9 protein-coding genes are annotated in these 15,561 nt (G+C 37.1%); 1 reads left to right on the forward strand and 8 read right to left on the reverse strand.

Features of this window, described 5'->3' with window-relative positions:
- Positions 1–22: 22 nt before the first annotated feature.
- Positions 23–1,504 (reverse strand): alpha-L-fucosidase, encoded by a 1,482-nt coding sequence (locus HZI73_RS21330; RefSeq protein ID WP_330619616.1) that lies wholly within the window; start codon positions 1,502–1,504, stop codon positions 23–25.
- Positions 1,505–1,626: 122 nt separating this feature from the next.
- Here HZI73_RS21330 and HZI73_RS21335 point away from each other — a divergent pair, with 122 nt between their 5' ends.
- Positions 1,627–2,442 (forward strand): AraC family transcriptional regulator, encoded by an 816-nt coding sequence (locus tag HZI73_RS21335; RefSeq protein WP_212695375.1) that lies wholly within the window; start codon positions 1,627–1,629, stop codon positions 2,440–2,442.
- Between the two features lie 47 nt (positions 2,443–2,489).
- Here the strand turns inward: HZI73_RS21335 and HZI73_RS21340 are convergent, their stop codons facing one another.
- From HZI73_RS21340 to HZI73_RS21370, 7 genes are all read right to left on the reverse strand, one after another.
- Positions 2,490–5,021, reverse strand: coding sequence for a glycoside hydrolase family 2 TIM barrel-domain containing protein (locus tag HZI73_RS21340; protein ID WP_212695376.1), 2,532 nt, complete (start codon positions 5,019–5,021; stop codon positions 2,490–2,492).
- Between the two features lie 103 nt (positions 5,022–5,124).
- Positions 5,125–6,177 (reverse strand): glycoside hydrolase family protein, encoded by a 1,053-nt coding sequence (locus tag HZI73_RS21345; RefSeq protein WP_212695377.1) that lies wholly within the window; start codon positions 6,175–6,177, stop codon positions 5,125–5,127.
- 100 nt (positions 6,178–6,277) lie between these two features.
- A complete protein-coding gene (locus tag HZI73_RS21350) occupies positions 6,278–7,966 on the reverse strand; it encodes an extracellular solute-binding protein (RefSeq protein WP_212695378.1) in 1,689 nt (562 codons plus the stop codon).
- 81 nt (positions 7,967–8,047) lie between these two features.
- Positions 8,048–8,941 carry a carbohydrate ABC transporter permease gene (locus tag HZI73_RS21355; protein WP_212695379.1) on the reverse strand — a complete coding sequence of 298 codons (894 nt, stop codon included), beginning with the start codon at positions 8,939–8,941 and terminating at the stop codon, positions 8,048–8,050.
- An 11-nt stretch (positions 8,942–8,952) separates the two neighbouring features.
- The gene (locus HZI73_RS21360; RefSeq protein ID WP_246552242.1) at positions 8,953–9,909 is read right to left on the reverse strand and encodes an ABC transporter permease; all 957 of its coding nucleotides are present in this window, start codon (positions 9,907–9,909) and stop codon (positions 8,953–8,955) included.
- Positions 9,910–10,151: 242 nt separating this feature from the next.
- On the reverse strand, positions 10,152–12,347 hold the full coding sequence (locus HZI73_RS21365; RefSeq protein WP_212695381.1) for a helix-turn-helix transcriptional regulator: 2,196 nt from the start codon (positions 12,345–12,347) through the stop codon (positions 10,152–10,154).
- A gap of 234 nt (positions 12,348–12,581) precedes the next feature.
- Positions 12,582–15,350, reverse strand: coding sequence for a glycoside hydrolase family 2 TIM barrel-domain containing protein (locus HZI73_RS21370; RefSeq protein ID WP_212695382.1), 2,769 nt, complete (start codon positions 15,348–15,350; stop codon positions 12,582–12,584).
- Between the last annotated feature and the right edge of the window lie 211 nt (positions 15,351–15,561).

Here is a 15,561-nt window from a genome sequence, read left to right on the forward strand (position 1 = left end):
TACTCCTTCATCCATGTCTTGTTTAATCTATGGTTATTTTAAAGCAAACAGGGAAAGTTGTGTTTATTGGCTGATCCACGTTTATTTTTAAACCTTCCTCTAGGCGTTCATAAGTCACTTCTCCATCAAAACCAAGAAGTTCAATGGCCTGAAGGTGACCTTCAAAATGCTTGGAGCCTTTAGCCAATGATTTAATCACCACTTCACCGTTATCTGGCCACTTAAGGATATTGGCATAGATATAAGGGGCTTTATAAGTGAAGCGAATATCTTCACTTGTAAAGGGTGAACGGGCAACATCATTCATACAACCTTCCACAATCTCTGTAGGACCTTCACCAAAAACACTCCAATAAGAGGTATCGTATATGGATTCACCATTGGTAGCCAGCCATTTACCAATAGCACGTAATACACTCTCATCTTCTTCTGCAATGGTTCCGTCTGCTTTTGGGCCAATGTTTAATAACATACAACCGTTCTTACTGATGATATCAATTAAGTCACACACAATGGATTCAGGGGTTTTAAAATCATTATTTTCTGTATAACACCATGAATTCTTAGCCACTGCTGTATCTGTTTGCCAAAACCTTGGTCGAATATTGGCTAGCTGGCCACGTTCCACATCAAAGATAGCAGTCCCTTTTGCATAGGCATCGTTTTTATAATTAATGGCAACTTGTTCGCCCCACTCTACGCCTCTGTTATAATAGTAGGCTGCAAACTTTTTAAGATAGGGTTTAAAAGCCATATTCTGTATCCACCAGTCAAACCAAACCACTTTTGGTTGATATTTATCCACTAACTCACATGTCCTTACAAGCCAATCTTCAAGGTGCTCTTCACATGGTCCTTCATTATAGATATTGTGTGTACTGCCTACACTCTTTGCATCAAAAAGCTTATGGGCATACCCGTAAGGTTCCTGATATTCAATGTCTTGAATACCAGAATCAAAGTCTCTACACCCACTCATGAACCAAAAGTTCTCAGCCCGATGACTGGATGCTGTAAATACCATATCATTGGCTTCAATCTCTTTTTTAAGTTCCCCTAAAATATCTCTTTTAGGACCTTTTTTAGCTGCACACCACTCGGATAAATCACTGTCATACATCTGGAACCCATCATGATGCTCCGCTACTGGCATCACATACTTAGCACCAGCTGCTTTGAATAATTCAACCCAAGCTTTTGGATCAAATTTCTCAGCTTTAAACATGGGTACAAAATCTGCATAGCCAAAATCTTTATGTAACCCATAAGTTTTAATATGATGCTCATAAAATTTTGAACCCACATCATACATGTGACGAGGGTACCATTCACTACCAAATGCGGGTACTGAATAAACACCCCAATGAATAAAAATACCAAATTTAGCCTTTTTATACCATGTGGGTTCTGGCACTTGAGATAAAGACGCCCAATCATCTTTAAAAGGTCCTTTTTCAATCACTTCATCAATTGTCTTTAAATACGCAGCTAACTTACTCATCATACTCTCCTTTTCTATTGCACATATTTTTTTGGCTTAACTACCACCTTATTGTTAGTATAGTGCTTTCATGGTATAATAAAAATACGAAATATTAACCTACTTTTACGAAAAGGGGAACTGATATGGATGATAAAATAATAAGGCAATATATGGCACATCTAAAAGTCGATTTGCTCCAATCCCATTATGGCAAAGTCCTTGAAACGTGGAATGAAAACAATGAGAAACTGGGTTACAACAAGCTATATTTTATCGACAAAGGGGAAGGACTTGTTACCATCAATCATAAAAAATACATGCCTCGCCCTGGTGAGATTCTTTTTATACCTGAGGGGTCCATTCAAAGCCTAGCCATCATTAGTCCAAAGCGTTATGTAAAGCATTGGTGTCATTTTAATGGGTATATTGGAACAGTTCCCATTAGCCAGTTTTTATCCTTCCCATTGTTAAAAAAGGTAAATGACATTCCCTATGTTGAAGACCTCTTTACCAAGATGTCGGGCTATTCCAATGACCAACAAGCTTTTTCCCCCATTCGAGCCAATAGTTTATTATTGGAGTTACTTCACTACTATTTTAGTGATATCTGTAAAAATGAGGTTAATTTGGCACGTCAAGTGGCTTCTACAAAGATAAACACCCTCCTTACCTTTATGGAACAGAACCTTCATAGGAAACTCCAAACGGAAGATTTTGCAGAGGTGATGAATCTTAATCCAAACTATCTCATACGGCTTTTCAAAACAACCTTTGGTACATCGCCTATGAATTATTTTAATAGAATGCGTATAGAAAAAGCCAAAGAATTGTTAAAATTGGACGTTGATTCCATCAGCTCCATTTCTGACAAACTTGGCTTTAATACACCTTATTACTTTTCCTATGTGTTTAAAAAGCATACGGGTTATAGCCCTAAGGACTACCGAAGGATCACCTAGTAGGGTTCTTGTACACGCGTTCATAACCCTATTCGATTACTGGTGTATCATAGTCCTCCATCTGCCGCATCTTTCGTATCGTATACTTCTAGAGTAGCGTCTTTGACAGCTGGAACCAATTGATCGTCTGCTTTCTCTGTCACTTGAATGTACATGGTATCGGACATTAAGCCATCAGATGATGCGGTTAACCTTATGGTTCCTGTTTGTCTTGTGGTTTTGAGAACAACTAACGCAAGACCATTAAATAATGCTCGATGGTGGTTATGATCGTGATCGTGGCATAATGGGTCACCATTACCGCAACCAACTATCTCACCAACGCCCTCTACCTGAAAGTCTATTCTATTACTAGCTGATGGGTTATCTATACCAAAGGCATCAAGAACTTTCACTTGGACCATGATCGTGTCTTCCCCATTTGCTCTTAGTGCATAGTCACTGACTAATTGGAGCTGAATACACTTAGGCTCTGAAGCTGTTTTATGACTTTCTCTAACCACTTCAATCCCATCATTATAACCAAGTGCTATAATCTCACCAGGTTCATAATGCACAAAGTAATGAGCGGCTTCAAAGGGTGCAATAGGTTTACGTCCATAAGACGTACCATTACAGATAAACTCTATCTCTTGTGTATTGGCTGTTATGACAACTTCTATTTCTTCTCCAACACAGTCAAACGTCCAATGAGGCATAAGATGAATAGACGGCTCTTTTGTCCAATGAACCCTATATTGATGACCTGAATCTTTCATAAACCCACACAAGTCTATAATACCGTATCTAGATATAACGCTGGGCCATGTAAATGGAAATATCTCCCCTCGATAATCAAAACCCGTCCACACGAAATAACCTGCAACATAGTTTTTATCTGCTGCTTTTAAGGTTTCAAGGGGCGTAGAACCCCATAAAGGGTAGGATTCTGTATAGGCACTTACATTGTACTTCCGTTTAGGGTTTGCCCATATGCTGGTTGTTTTGGATCGTTCACTGTAATAGCCTGGATTCAGTTCTTCTTCCCTTGGCAGATATTGACCTCTTGTGGATTGCCCCGAACCGTTCTCTGTACCGAGTATGCATCGGTCGGGATATTCTGCATGTATTTTATCGTACAAATCAAATTGGCGGTTGACATAATAATTAAAACCAAAAACATCAATATGAAAGTCATGATTCTCATGGAACTTTGTGATGTCATACCAATTGCAGTTATTACCGTAGGTAATGGGTCTTGTATCATCCAGTCTATGAGCCAATCTTTGTAGCTTCTTCATGATTCTAACACCTGTTGGGGTGCCATGAATATTCATTTCTTCGTTACCAATGGACCATATAAAAATGGATGCATGGTTACGGTCTCTTTTAAATAAATCCGTCATTTGTTGGATGTATTCATCTGCTGTACTCATCAATCGTACTTCGTCCATGACTAATATACCAATGTCATCACAGGCCTTTAACAAATAGGGAGATGGCGGGTTATGAGAACATCGATAGGCATTGCACCCCATGTTTTTAAGAATTTGAATTTTATGCCTTATGGTGGATTCGGTAAGTGCACCGCCAACGGCTGCAAAATCATCATGAACGCATACCCCTTGGATTTTAATAGAACGTCCATTGAGATAAATACCTTTTTGGGATGTAAACTGCACATCTTTGATACCAAAGGTCAATGTCTGTGTATCCATCACCTGATCATCTTTTTTGATTGTCACGAAAAGTGTGTACAACCTAGGCGAATCAATGTCCCATAATTTAGGTCCAATGATAACATCTTCAAGGGTTATGATTTTGTCTTCGTAGGCATCTACTTTCACTGTATCATAATTACTCATGACAGATACACCATAAGGATCGACAACTTCTATTTCTACTTTTAGCATACCTTCATAAGACGTATCATTACCCATGTCAATATCGGCTTTTAATAAGACAGAAGGGATCTCTTTCCGTTCTCTAAATAACTTGGAACTGTTCATGGGCATATATGTTCTAACGAAAATACCATCCTTTTTCACATAAATTGGCTCTGTGATGACTAATCTTACATCTCGGTAGATGCCAGCTGCTTCATACCACCATCCTTCGTAATTCGTCGCATTTACCCTAACAGCTACAACATTGGGTTGCCCATAGCGGATGACATCGGATATGTCATAATGAAAACTGGTGTAACCACTTAAGTGCCTGCCAACAAAATGACCGTTTACATAGATCTCACTATCTCGGTAGACACCATCAAACTCTATGCTGATACATTTTCCTTCATGGCTCTTATCCACAAAAAATGCCTTTCGATACCAAACAATGCCCATTTTCAAGAACCCTTCTGGTTCTGGTACATTTTCTGGATCATATTCCCCACGATACACTCTAAAATCATGGGGCACATTGATGTTATCCCAATGACTGGTATCGTAGCCCCATTTTGCTACGCCACAATTACCAGCTTTCATCCAAATAGGTGACTTGAATCGTGTTTCATGGACACTTTCATATGCCGTTGTTTCAAGATCACCATCGTGATACTGCCAGTCAAAATTCATGTTATAGGCCATTCTTTTCTTCATAACCAATGCTCCCCTCTATGGTTTTTTCTTATCACTGCAACTTGTTTTATGGTATATCCACTACCCTTCAAGATACCCTGATATCTATAGTTGAAGCCATGCATTACTTATTTTTATTAATTTTGAGAACAACGCCACTGGAAGTATTATATTTACCGCCTCGATAAGCACAAAATAAATGGGTTGGGGAACCGTCTTTCAATAATAATTGAGGGCGTTCAAATCGTCCTTGACGTGTTAGTCCAGGCATGGCTTCATCAAAGTAGCTGGGAGCATCTAAATAGCTAATACTAGGCTCACTCCACTCAATACCGTCTTTTGATTCAATGTATAAACCATACTCATGATTAAAGACGCCCATATCTCTCATAACCATATGATACTTATTATCTTCATACCATATATAGCCATCTTCTGCTTGAACCCGCTCCTCAATATACGAATAATCGATGACAGGGTTACCCTCATATTTTTTGTAAGGGCCTGTTAATGTGTCTGATTCTGCAAAGCCGTATTGCCGGTTACCATTGAATTTAGCTGCTGTCTGCTGACTCCATGCTTTGTAATAGATACGGTATTTACCCTCTGGTGTTTTGGTAAATGTGGGATTGGATGTGCAGAAACTATCCCAGTCTGTATCATCCCCAACATGAATCATGGGTTCTTGGTCAGATACACGAACAAAAGGACCATCAAGGGAATCGGCGATTGCCATACCTACTCTTTTGGAGTTGACAAGTTTATGAAAATAGGGTTTATACATATCCCCATCCATCTCACCTATTTCGTCTAAGGTTTTTCCTAGATTTGAACCATCTGAACCCATATATAGTATAATGTATTTGTCATCTACTTTATAAACAGATGGATTATGTATGGACCATGAATCCCAATGTTGACCACCACGACCTTGTAAGACAACACCCACGTGTTTATAAGGTCCTTCTGGTGAGTCTGCCACAGCATGAGCTACTTCACAAGCTGCCACCCAACCTAAATGATCGTACTTATTTTCCCATCGTGCATAAAAAACATGAACACGACCATCTTCATCATAAATAGGCGAACAACCCCATACATTATACTTTTCTTCTTCAAGGATTCGCCCAACGCCTTCCAGTTGTTTTCCGATTAGAGACTGTTTTTTTTCAATCATATACTTACTCCTTATCTTGTCTTATAAATGAAGCCAACGAACCAAGTCGTCGGCTTCTTCATTATGACACACTTCTTTTGAAAGTCAACCTAAGCTTAGGTTATTTTGTATCGTATGCTTCTTGGTATACCTTTAACATTTGGTTAATACCCATGCCTTCAAGCTCAGCTTTATAACTGTCCCACACCTCATCAATGTTCACATCTGTAAGGACAAATTCAGCAATTTTCTCTAAGACATACTCATTAATAGATGTTGAATAGGTTAGCAATTCCGCTGATTGTTCTTCTGTTAATGTGAGTGGTGGTAATAAAATATCTGTCGATGGCCAATAAGGCTCATAATTCTTCTTTGTTTCTCTGTAAAGAATGACTTCCATGTTCTCTGGGTCTTCTTGATAACGACCAAGTCGCACATGAGATGGATTGTAGTAGTTACCCATTTGATTCCATAACCCATTTGGCTTTTGGTCTGCAAGCTGGATAAGACTTGCCCAACTAGCCTTTTCACCATTAATACCAAGTTTGTTGTCATCATCTATATATTCCCAATCAATTCCTGGCTGTCCATTTGAATTCCAAAGACTTAGTTCGTCTCCATATAGTAAATCAGCTAACATCATAGCTACTTCTGGATGCTTACATGCATTGGTGATACTAAATGCAGCTCTAACAGAAGCATAAGGACTATATTTAGCAATTCTTACACCATCTGGTCCTTCAAGTGGAGGTACCGTTATATAATCTTTGTAACGCTCACCTGAAAGGTCTGTACCTGTTCCAGGAAAACCACCAGGGAATGCTCCTAAAATAACCACATCTGGGTTTTCACCCATCTGCTTAAGTCCATCTGGGGCTTGGGTGAAACTTTCTTCAGCAAGTAAACCTTCTTTACGTAAGCGCTGCATGTATTTAAGACCTTCTTTCCATCCATCGGTGAAATAGGAAGCCTTTACTGTACCATTGTCAACAAATAATCTCATAGCTCCACCTTGACGTGTAGGATTGTAGACAAAAGAATTCATTAAGAAAGCTTCTGGTTCAGCTTCCCATCCCTTATAAGCTCCCGCCATTGGAATCTCGTCTGCTATGCCATTCCCATTAGGATCTTGTGTAGCAAAAGCCTTTAACACATTATAAAATTCTTCTGTTGTTTGTGGCATATCAAGTTCTAATTTATCTAGCCATGGCTTATAAATCCATAACTTTTGTGTTGATAAACAGTGATAACATTCACTAATGGTTGGCAAGTTATAAATATTGCCATCTGGCATGGTCACTCTCTCTCTAGCAATAGGATGCAAGTCAAATACTTTTTTAGTATTGGTACCATATTTTTCTATAAGATCATTAAGGGCTACTAAACTACCCTGTGATCCATATAAAGATTGTTGTGCTGAAGTCAATTGGGATGTTAAAATTAAATCTGGATAATCGCCTGTTGCAAGCAACAAGTTTAGTTTTTCTTGGGCTTCATTATTCGTTGCAACAACGAATTCAAGGTCAATATTCGTTTTTTCTTCTATATACTTCGTCATTGCATTTTCATCAAAATTATCGACATTTGGACGTGTATGTACAAAAGCTGTTAATTTCACACGTTCTTTAAGTGGAAATGATAACTTCTCTTCACTTGCAGTATCACCATTATCCTTATCTTTGTCCGATGATGTTGTTCCAGCATTATTACCTGAAGTTTCTTCATCTGGTGCTTTCTTAGATCCACAACCTGTGAACACTAAAGACATGGTTACTATCAATGCCAGTAACATGGTTAAATATCTTTTCATTTTTACACCTTCCCTTTTAAGTTTTTGTGTTGGTATTTGTTTTTCTATGCTTTATACCAAACAGATTTCTATTATTAATGTCTAGCCTTTAACTGAACCTACCATTACACCTTTCACAAAGTATTTTTGAATAAATGGATAAAGAAGCATCAGTGGTAAGCTAGAAACAATAATCAATGAATACTTAAGCAGCGTGGCCAAATTTTCTTTAACTGCTAAATTTTCTGGGTCAATACTTGAAATCATATCCATGGAAATTTGATTTTGAACTAAAATCTCCCTTAATACAATCTGTAACGGTCTTAAGGACGCAGACTTAATGTAGAGAAAAGCGTCAAAGAATGCGTTCCAATGTTCTACGGCATAAAACAATGTAATGACAGCTAAGATCGGTTTGGATAAGGGTAATACGACCATGCGAATGAATTTGAAATCATCACATCCGTCAATCTGTGATGCTTCTAGCAATTCTTTCGGTATTGTTCTTCTAAAGTAAGTAATGGTAATCATCACATTCCATACATTAAGAGCTTTTGGTATAATCATAACGGCTCTTTTATCAATAAGGTCTAATTTATCGATGAGTAAGTAGTTAGGAATAAGTCCTGCATTAAATATCATTGTAAATATTAACATAAGTGAAATGACCCGCTTACCAATAAGATTTTGTCTGGATAAAGGGTAAGCAATCATAACCGTTAATGCAATGTTAACAGACGTACCAACAATCATATAGAAAGATGAGTTTGCAAACCCTGTCATAATGGATGCATAATTAAATACCGCTTTGTAACCATCTAGATTAAAGTTAACCGGCCATAAGAATACCTTACCTTGTATAATTGCGCTGGATGACGAAAAGGAGGCACTAATGACATAGATTAAAGGATAGGCAACAGCAATAAAGAGCATTGTCAGTACCGTATAGTTAATAAATGTAAATGCTTTGTCAGCACCTGTTTCTTTATAATTCATTTTTTTCCTCCCTAGAATAGACTTGATTCGGATACTTTACGCGATATCTTATTAAACGTTACGATGAGTATAAATCCTACAATGGATTGGAATATACCAATGGCAGTAGAGTAGCTAAATTGAGGTAACGCTGATTGAAAACCTATTTTATAGACATACGTGGATATAATCTCCGACTGATTTAAGTTCACTGGATTTTGCATAAGCAAAACTTTTTCAAAACCCACATTCAAAATTCGACCTAAATTAAGTGTTAAAAGCACAATAGCTGTTGGCATAATACCTGGCAAGTCAATGTGCCACATACGTCTCACTTTATTAGCCCCATCCATAATAGCTGCTTCATGTAATGAAGGATCAATACCTGCTAAGGTTGCTATGTAGATGATGGAACTAAATCCTAAACTCTGCCATATCTGGGACCACACATACATATGTGGAAAAGTCCCCTTGGTACCAAAAAAGTTAATTTCATTAAATCCCATGGACATAATTATTTGATTGATGATGCCTGTTCTAGTTGAAAAGAATTGTAGTAACATACCAACGATAACAACCGTGGAAATAAAATGCGGTGCGTACGTAATCATCTGAATGGTTTTTTTGAATTTTACATTCCTGACATAATTTAAGGATAACGCAAATATAATTGGCAATGGAAATCCAGCTATTAAGCCATAAAGACTAAGACCTAACGTATTCTTAATCACACGCCAGAAGTTATAATCACTAAAAAATTTAATGAAGTTTTTGAATAATGGGTCTGCCCATTCACTACCTCCAATCCCTTTGGTAGCTACAAAATTCTTAAATGCTATCTGCACACCCCAAAGCGGCACATACTTAAAAACAATGATGTATGTTAATGGAAGTAACAGTAATACATATAGTTGCCAGTCTCTTTTTAAACTTCTTTTAAAGAAGCCCTTTTTTCTTATTTTATTGTTTTTTCTTGATGTACTCTTCAAAATATGACGTCCTTTCCCATTTGAATGATTTGAGTATAACAAGGGACTAAACATCTTGTATATAGGATAAATTTTAGATAATGGTAATTCCTGTTTACACCTTATCATCACTTTTTCAGGTTATGTGATAGCATAAAAAAACCGCAACAAAGTTTTCCTTTGTTGCAGTGCTGGTGCGGCTTAACACTTCACCATAAAAAAATCACATTGTCAAATCTATATCACATTTTCAGTACACTTACCTACACAGCCTGTTGCTTTTCTCTATATACGGAAGCACTTATACCATGCATACGTTTAAAAGCTTTTCCAAATGTATTACTTGAATTATACCCACAGGCAATGACAATATCTTTTACAGCCATATTGGTTTCTCGAAGGAGTCTCTCTGCTTCCTTCATACGAAGCTGTTGAAGATAGTTAATAAAGCACTCATTATTAAACGCTTTAAATATTTGTGATAAATAAGCGTAGGATAGGTTAAACTTTTCTGCTACCATGGGTAAGCAAAAATCAGGATTCTGATAACTCTCGTCAATATATTGATTAATACTATCCATTATATGGTCATGTTTGTCTTCTCTTTCATTGCGAATGACTTCACATACTTCCAAGAATACTCGTTTGCTGCATTGGATTTTTTCAAGGTTTGACATGGAATCCATTTTCTCAAAGGCTTCAAGTATAATGGATTTCACCACATTATCTTCACCTACAGCTCTTTCTTGAACTTTTGCAAGGGTTCCCCATATCTCATAGATAAATACTTTCATCATATTGGCAGGCAATGTTTTATCAAAAATATTCCGTTTAATAATATCTCTTAGTATTTGTCTTACCTGCTCACTATCGCCAGCTCGGGTACAGTTATACAGCCTATTCTCTATTTCTGCTGGGTAATAATAGCTATCCAAGTTCTCTTCTAATGTATCAAACCAAACGTACCCTTTTTCACTCTTTGTATTGATGGTTGTTAAAGCATCCATTGCGTTTGAGAGGGATGACGATACTTCAGCCATGTCTTTATAGATATTACCCACACCAAATCGAACATCCTTAATTGAATTTGAAGCCATAAGATCGATGCATAGACATATTTGTTCTTCGATATGCTTTCTGAATTGATTTTCGTCTGTTCCATCTGTTATAAATATAACAGCTAATTTATCATGATCTATGTCATGGACATATTCAGGTAATAAAATCTCTTCTGTCAGTAAATCCTTCACAATAAGTCGCTTCATTTCAAGTTCATTAATGTTATGTTCACTTAAATCTTCTAATATATTTATACGCTCATCATAATCCACAACCATGACACAATAAAGAGTTCCAATATAATTGGCTTTTAAATATTTCGTCATGGAAATAATTTCTTCAATGTTGGTATAATTACCCATGAGCCATCTTTCCAAAAAAGTCATTCTAAGGTATGGAATCTGCTTCTTAACACGTTGCACTAAATCTTCATGTTTATTCATTAAAGTATGGACAGGTTTTGAATTATATCTAGCTGATATAAGTGATGTAAGCAAGCCAACAACAAAGATAGTCGCCATAAGTATACTCGCTGCATTCCTCAGTCTAAAAATTTCTCGAAACACCTCATCTTCCGATTGTATCAAGATGTAATTCCAAGATGTCACTTCTGAAGGCGTTGTAAATGTCAAGAATTGATGTTTAATGGTATCAAAATCCACGTAGCCATTCTCGGTGATACCAAGTTCATCGTTTAAACTAATAAGTATGCGACCTTCTGCATCAGCCACAAAGAAATTACCTTCAAGGTTTTGTTCAAAACCGGTCATGTTTTGCTTTAATTTTTCTCCATCCAGTATCATTAATATAACTGCTTCAGGACTATTGAATTCATGACCAATGGTCGTTAGGATTGAAATCCCTCGTATTGGTTTTTTATAGATCATATAATTTTCTACAGGTTGTATGTGACCATTATAGTATTTCTTAAAAAGGCTCTCCCAATATACGTCTTTATCAATGGTACCCACTTTAAAATTATCAGGAGATAATTTATTGTAATAATTTATATTAGCATTACTAGCCACTACTTTTGAATTATCATAAAAGATAAAGTACTGTTCGATAATGTCATTCACAAATCGAATATTCTTCAACTGATTATATAGTTCAACCACTGGGTAATAATTTTCTTCAATATCAAATCGCGTCCTTTTCTTAAATCCATTGACAATTGGAATTTGTTGTAATTGTATTGATGCATCCATTGCTTCTTTGAAACGCCTATCTAACACAGATTTGCTTTGTTCAATGTAAGATTGCTGCATTTTAATCGCATTACTTTCAATTTCTCTAAAAGCGGCTATATATGCAATTGAACCCAGAGCAGACATGATGATGATGATCAATAAATAAGGCATAAAAAATTTAATAAATAACTTCGTAAAATTCTTTTTCATTTTAGTCCCCCAATAAACAATGAATTAATACGGAAAATACTTCCCTCCTTTACGTTTAAGCTTACTTATAAAGACAGATTAGCATGGTATGCCTTTTTTTAGCAATAGGAATCCTATCATGCAATAGGAATGTTTTTAACTTATGCTTTTATCTAATGTCTTATTATACAAGAAAAACACTGCTTTTTTCAACAGTGTCTTTCTTCCAAAGGTATTCAATTTTTTATATACATATTATTTTTTTATGATAACCCACTGTACGGATTTTAACCCAACAATATGGTTCAACTGGTTTTCAACCACAATGTGCAACAATACTGCTTCATTTTTATAAAAACCTTTCAGTGGTATCAGGTGTTCCTTTGTGTCCTCTTTGAAAGCCTCTTCAATGGCTAAAAATGCTTGGGGTTGTGGTAATGGCCAATAATCTTTGTTGTGCTCAATTTTAAATTGCACAGGCCCCTGAATACCCACTAATTTGATACAAGCCATATTCAATGCATCATTGAAACTTGGCATTTTTGTACTGACATAATAGTGTCGATAACCCTTTCCTTTCTCAAAGACCTGATGACCTAATGTGATGGGCTCCCAGGTATTTACATCATGAATATTGATGGGTTTATTTAAATCTATTCCATGGGCTTTAACGGGTGATCGCCACCACTGGCTAATGGTCCATTCTCTTTTAGCTATAGGTAATACAGGATATGTGGTGACATTTTTTGTATCTAAAACCAGTGATGCTTCTCCATAGTTCGGTGTCTTCACGGTAATCCTGCAATTCTCCACTTGTTCATTCATTCTTGTAATAACTTGGCATAAGCCTTTAAATAGCTTTCGGTCAGTCGTTCTGTTATGGTCATGATCTGCCGGGTCCCCATTCCCTGTGCCAAGAAGTGTCATACCCTCAAGTTCAAAGGTCATCTGTTCATCCAGGTGAGTCGCTAGCCTTCCTTCTTTGTCTCTAATGCTTACTTCCAATACTTTTACATCCTGCTCTAGGCTTTTTCCGCCTGTTGGGGTTTCATTGACTTCAACATGATACGGAGCCTTTAAGGTTTCTTTTATATCAACGGCTGCTTCCTTGTTCTTATGATAGGCAACTGCTCTTAAAGTACCTTCTTTATATGGAACCGTCCACTCAGTCTGATGAATAGGGTGATTCTCTTTTCTACCTAAGGAGTTACCATTTAGAAATAACTCAACTTCTTCACAGTTGGTATATGTCATCACCTTAACTTCTGTACCTTCCTCTATATCAAGATTCCAATGCGGCATCACATGTACCATGGGTTCTTCTGTCCAGAGTGCTTTAAATAGATGATAATTATCTTTTTCAAAACCAGATGAATCCAATGCACCGCCACCTGCAAACAACTTAGGCCATGTTGATTCGCCTCGATATTCAAACCCTGTCCATACAAAAACACCAAAAACAAAATCTCTATTTACAACTTCTTCCCACGCTTTTCTATGGGTGGAACCAAACTTGGCATGGATGTCGTCATAGGCTAAGTAATGCCCATTCTCAGGCGCATTTACATATACACTTCTTGTGTTGGATGTAGCACCTACTTCTGGTGAACATATTGGATGGTCTGGCAACAGTTCATGAAGCTTATCATAACAGCCATAATTATAATTCACCCCAACCACATCACTGGCTTTTGATACTTTGGAATCATAAAATCCTCCATTTAAAGCCACTGTGACAGGTCGTGATGTATCCAATGTCCTAACAAATCTTTTTAAGTGCACAGCTAATTTTTCCCCAGTATCTGTACTTTGAAGAGGTTCTTCGTTCCCAACAGACCACATAAAGACAGATGGATGGTTGCGATCACGCCTCAGCATATTTTCAACTTGTAATAATCCAATTCTAGACGTCTCAAACCACCTGGATTCATCCATAACCAGTAAGCCGTACTTATCACATAAGTCTAAAAATTCTGGTGCTGGTGGCGTATGCCCGCATCGATAAGCATTACAGCCCATTGCCTTTAACTTTTTTATGCGTAACTCCCATACTTGGTCAGGTACGGCAACACCAAGACCGCCATGATCGAAGTGACCACACACCCCTTTGATTTTAGTATTGATGTCATTCAGATAAAATCCTGTATCCGCATCAAATTTCAGGGCTCTAAAACCAAAGGTCGTCTCATACACATCAACAATTGTATGGTCGTATTTTAGGGAGGTTGTTACTTGATATAAGTAAGGGTCATTGATATCCCAGAGTCTAGGTTGTATGTCTTGTATGTTAATGCTATGGCTAATCCTATCTCTATGGTGTGTTTCTATGTGATCATCTATACTGGCTATACACTTACCTTCTTGATCTTTAAGTTCGTGTAAAATGGTAAGTTTTTTATTGGAAAAATTACTGTTACTGATTTCGGTACTAATGGCTACTTGCCACGTATCCCCCATTTTAGTAGGGTTCACAAACGTACCCCAATTGGCTACGGCTGTTTTATTTGTTTTAACCATCCATACATGGCGATAAATGCCTGCACCTTCGTACCACCAACCTTCTAGTTCAGAAGTCTCTACCCTTACAGCAATCACATTTGTTTCATTCATTCTTATGACATCTGTGATATCCATTTCAAAACTATTGTACCCACAAAAATTGCGCTCTAGAAGATGACCATTAACCCAAACTGTAGCATGTGTAGCAACACCATCAAATATTAAGGTTAGGCGTTTATCTTTATCCTCTTCACTGATAGTAAAACTTCTGCGATACCAAGCATTTTCTCTTTTTAAGTACCCTTGACTACCTTGTAACGTTTTATCATAGTCGCCAAGAATAACATAATCATGTGGTACATTCACATCTTCCCAATCCGCATCATAATAGTCTTTTGCTGCAAGGCCCCTGCCCCTTTCAGTTTTTGATGCCATATAAACCGCTTGATGACCATTTAATGGCGGCGGTGCTGGGTCACCTTTATAGAATTTCCATCCTTTATCTAAACTTAATTTCTCTCTCATGTTTTAGCTCCTTAATACTTTGTTCTGCTTAAATGAGCAGTGATGTTAGGAGTTTAACATAGCAGTCCATGAAAATAAATATGAATTATTTACTTTAATGTTCAATTTTTTGTGTTTTGAATGGTATTTATAGTTGATATGCATACCTTTTCTATAGAACGACTGTATGTTAAGCCCATCCATATAATTGGAACCCTTTTCATACATTAAA

Source organism: Vallitalea pronyensis (genome assembly GCF_018141445.1).
GTDB classification, from domain to species: Bacteria; Bacillota; Clostridia; order Lachnospirales; family Vallitaleaceae; genus Vallitalea; species Vallitalea pronyensis.

Excerpts from the sequence above, each read along its gene's own strand:
- HZI73_RS21345 (WP_212695377.1), bottom strand. The coding sequence starts at position 6,177 with ATGATTGAAAAAAAACAGTCTCTAATCGGAAAACAACTGGAAGGCGTT.
- HZI73_RS21350 (WP_212695378.1), bottom strand. The coding sequence starts at position 7,966 with ATGAAAAGATATTTAACCATGTTACTGGCATTGATAGTAACCATGTCT.
- HZI73_RS21370 (WP_212695382.1), bottom strand. The coding sequence starts at position 15,350 with ATGAGAGAGAAATTAAGTTTAGATAAAGGATGGAAATTCTATAAAGGT.
- HZI73_RS21355 (WP_212695379.1), bottom strand. The coding sequence starts at position 8,941 with ATGAATTATAAAGAAACAGGTGCTGACAAAGCATTTACATTTATTAAC.
- HZI73_RS21340 (WP_212695376.1), bottom strand. The coding sequence starts at position 5,021 with ATGAAGAAAAGAATGGCCTATAACATGAATTTTGACTGGCAGTATCAC.
- HZI73_RS21330 (WP_330619616.1), bottom strand. The coding sequence starts at position 1,504 with ATGATGAGTAAGTTAGCTGCGTATTTAAAGACAATTGATGAAGTGATT.
- HZI73_RS21335 (WP_212695375.1), top strand. The coding sequence starts at position 1,627 with ATGGATGATAAAATAATAAGGCAATATATGGCACATCTAAAAGTCGAT.
- HZI73_RS21365 (WP_212695381.1), bottom strand. The coding sequence starts at position 12,347 with ATGAAAAAGAATTTTACGAAGTTATTTATTAAATTTTTTATGCCTTAT.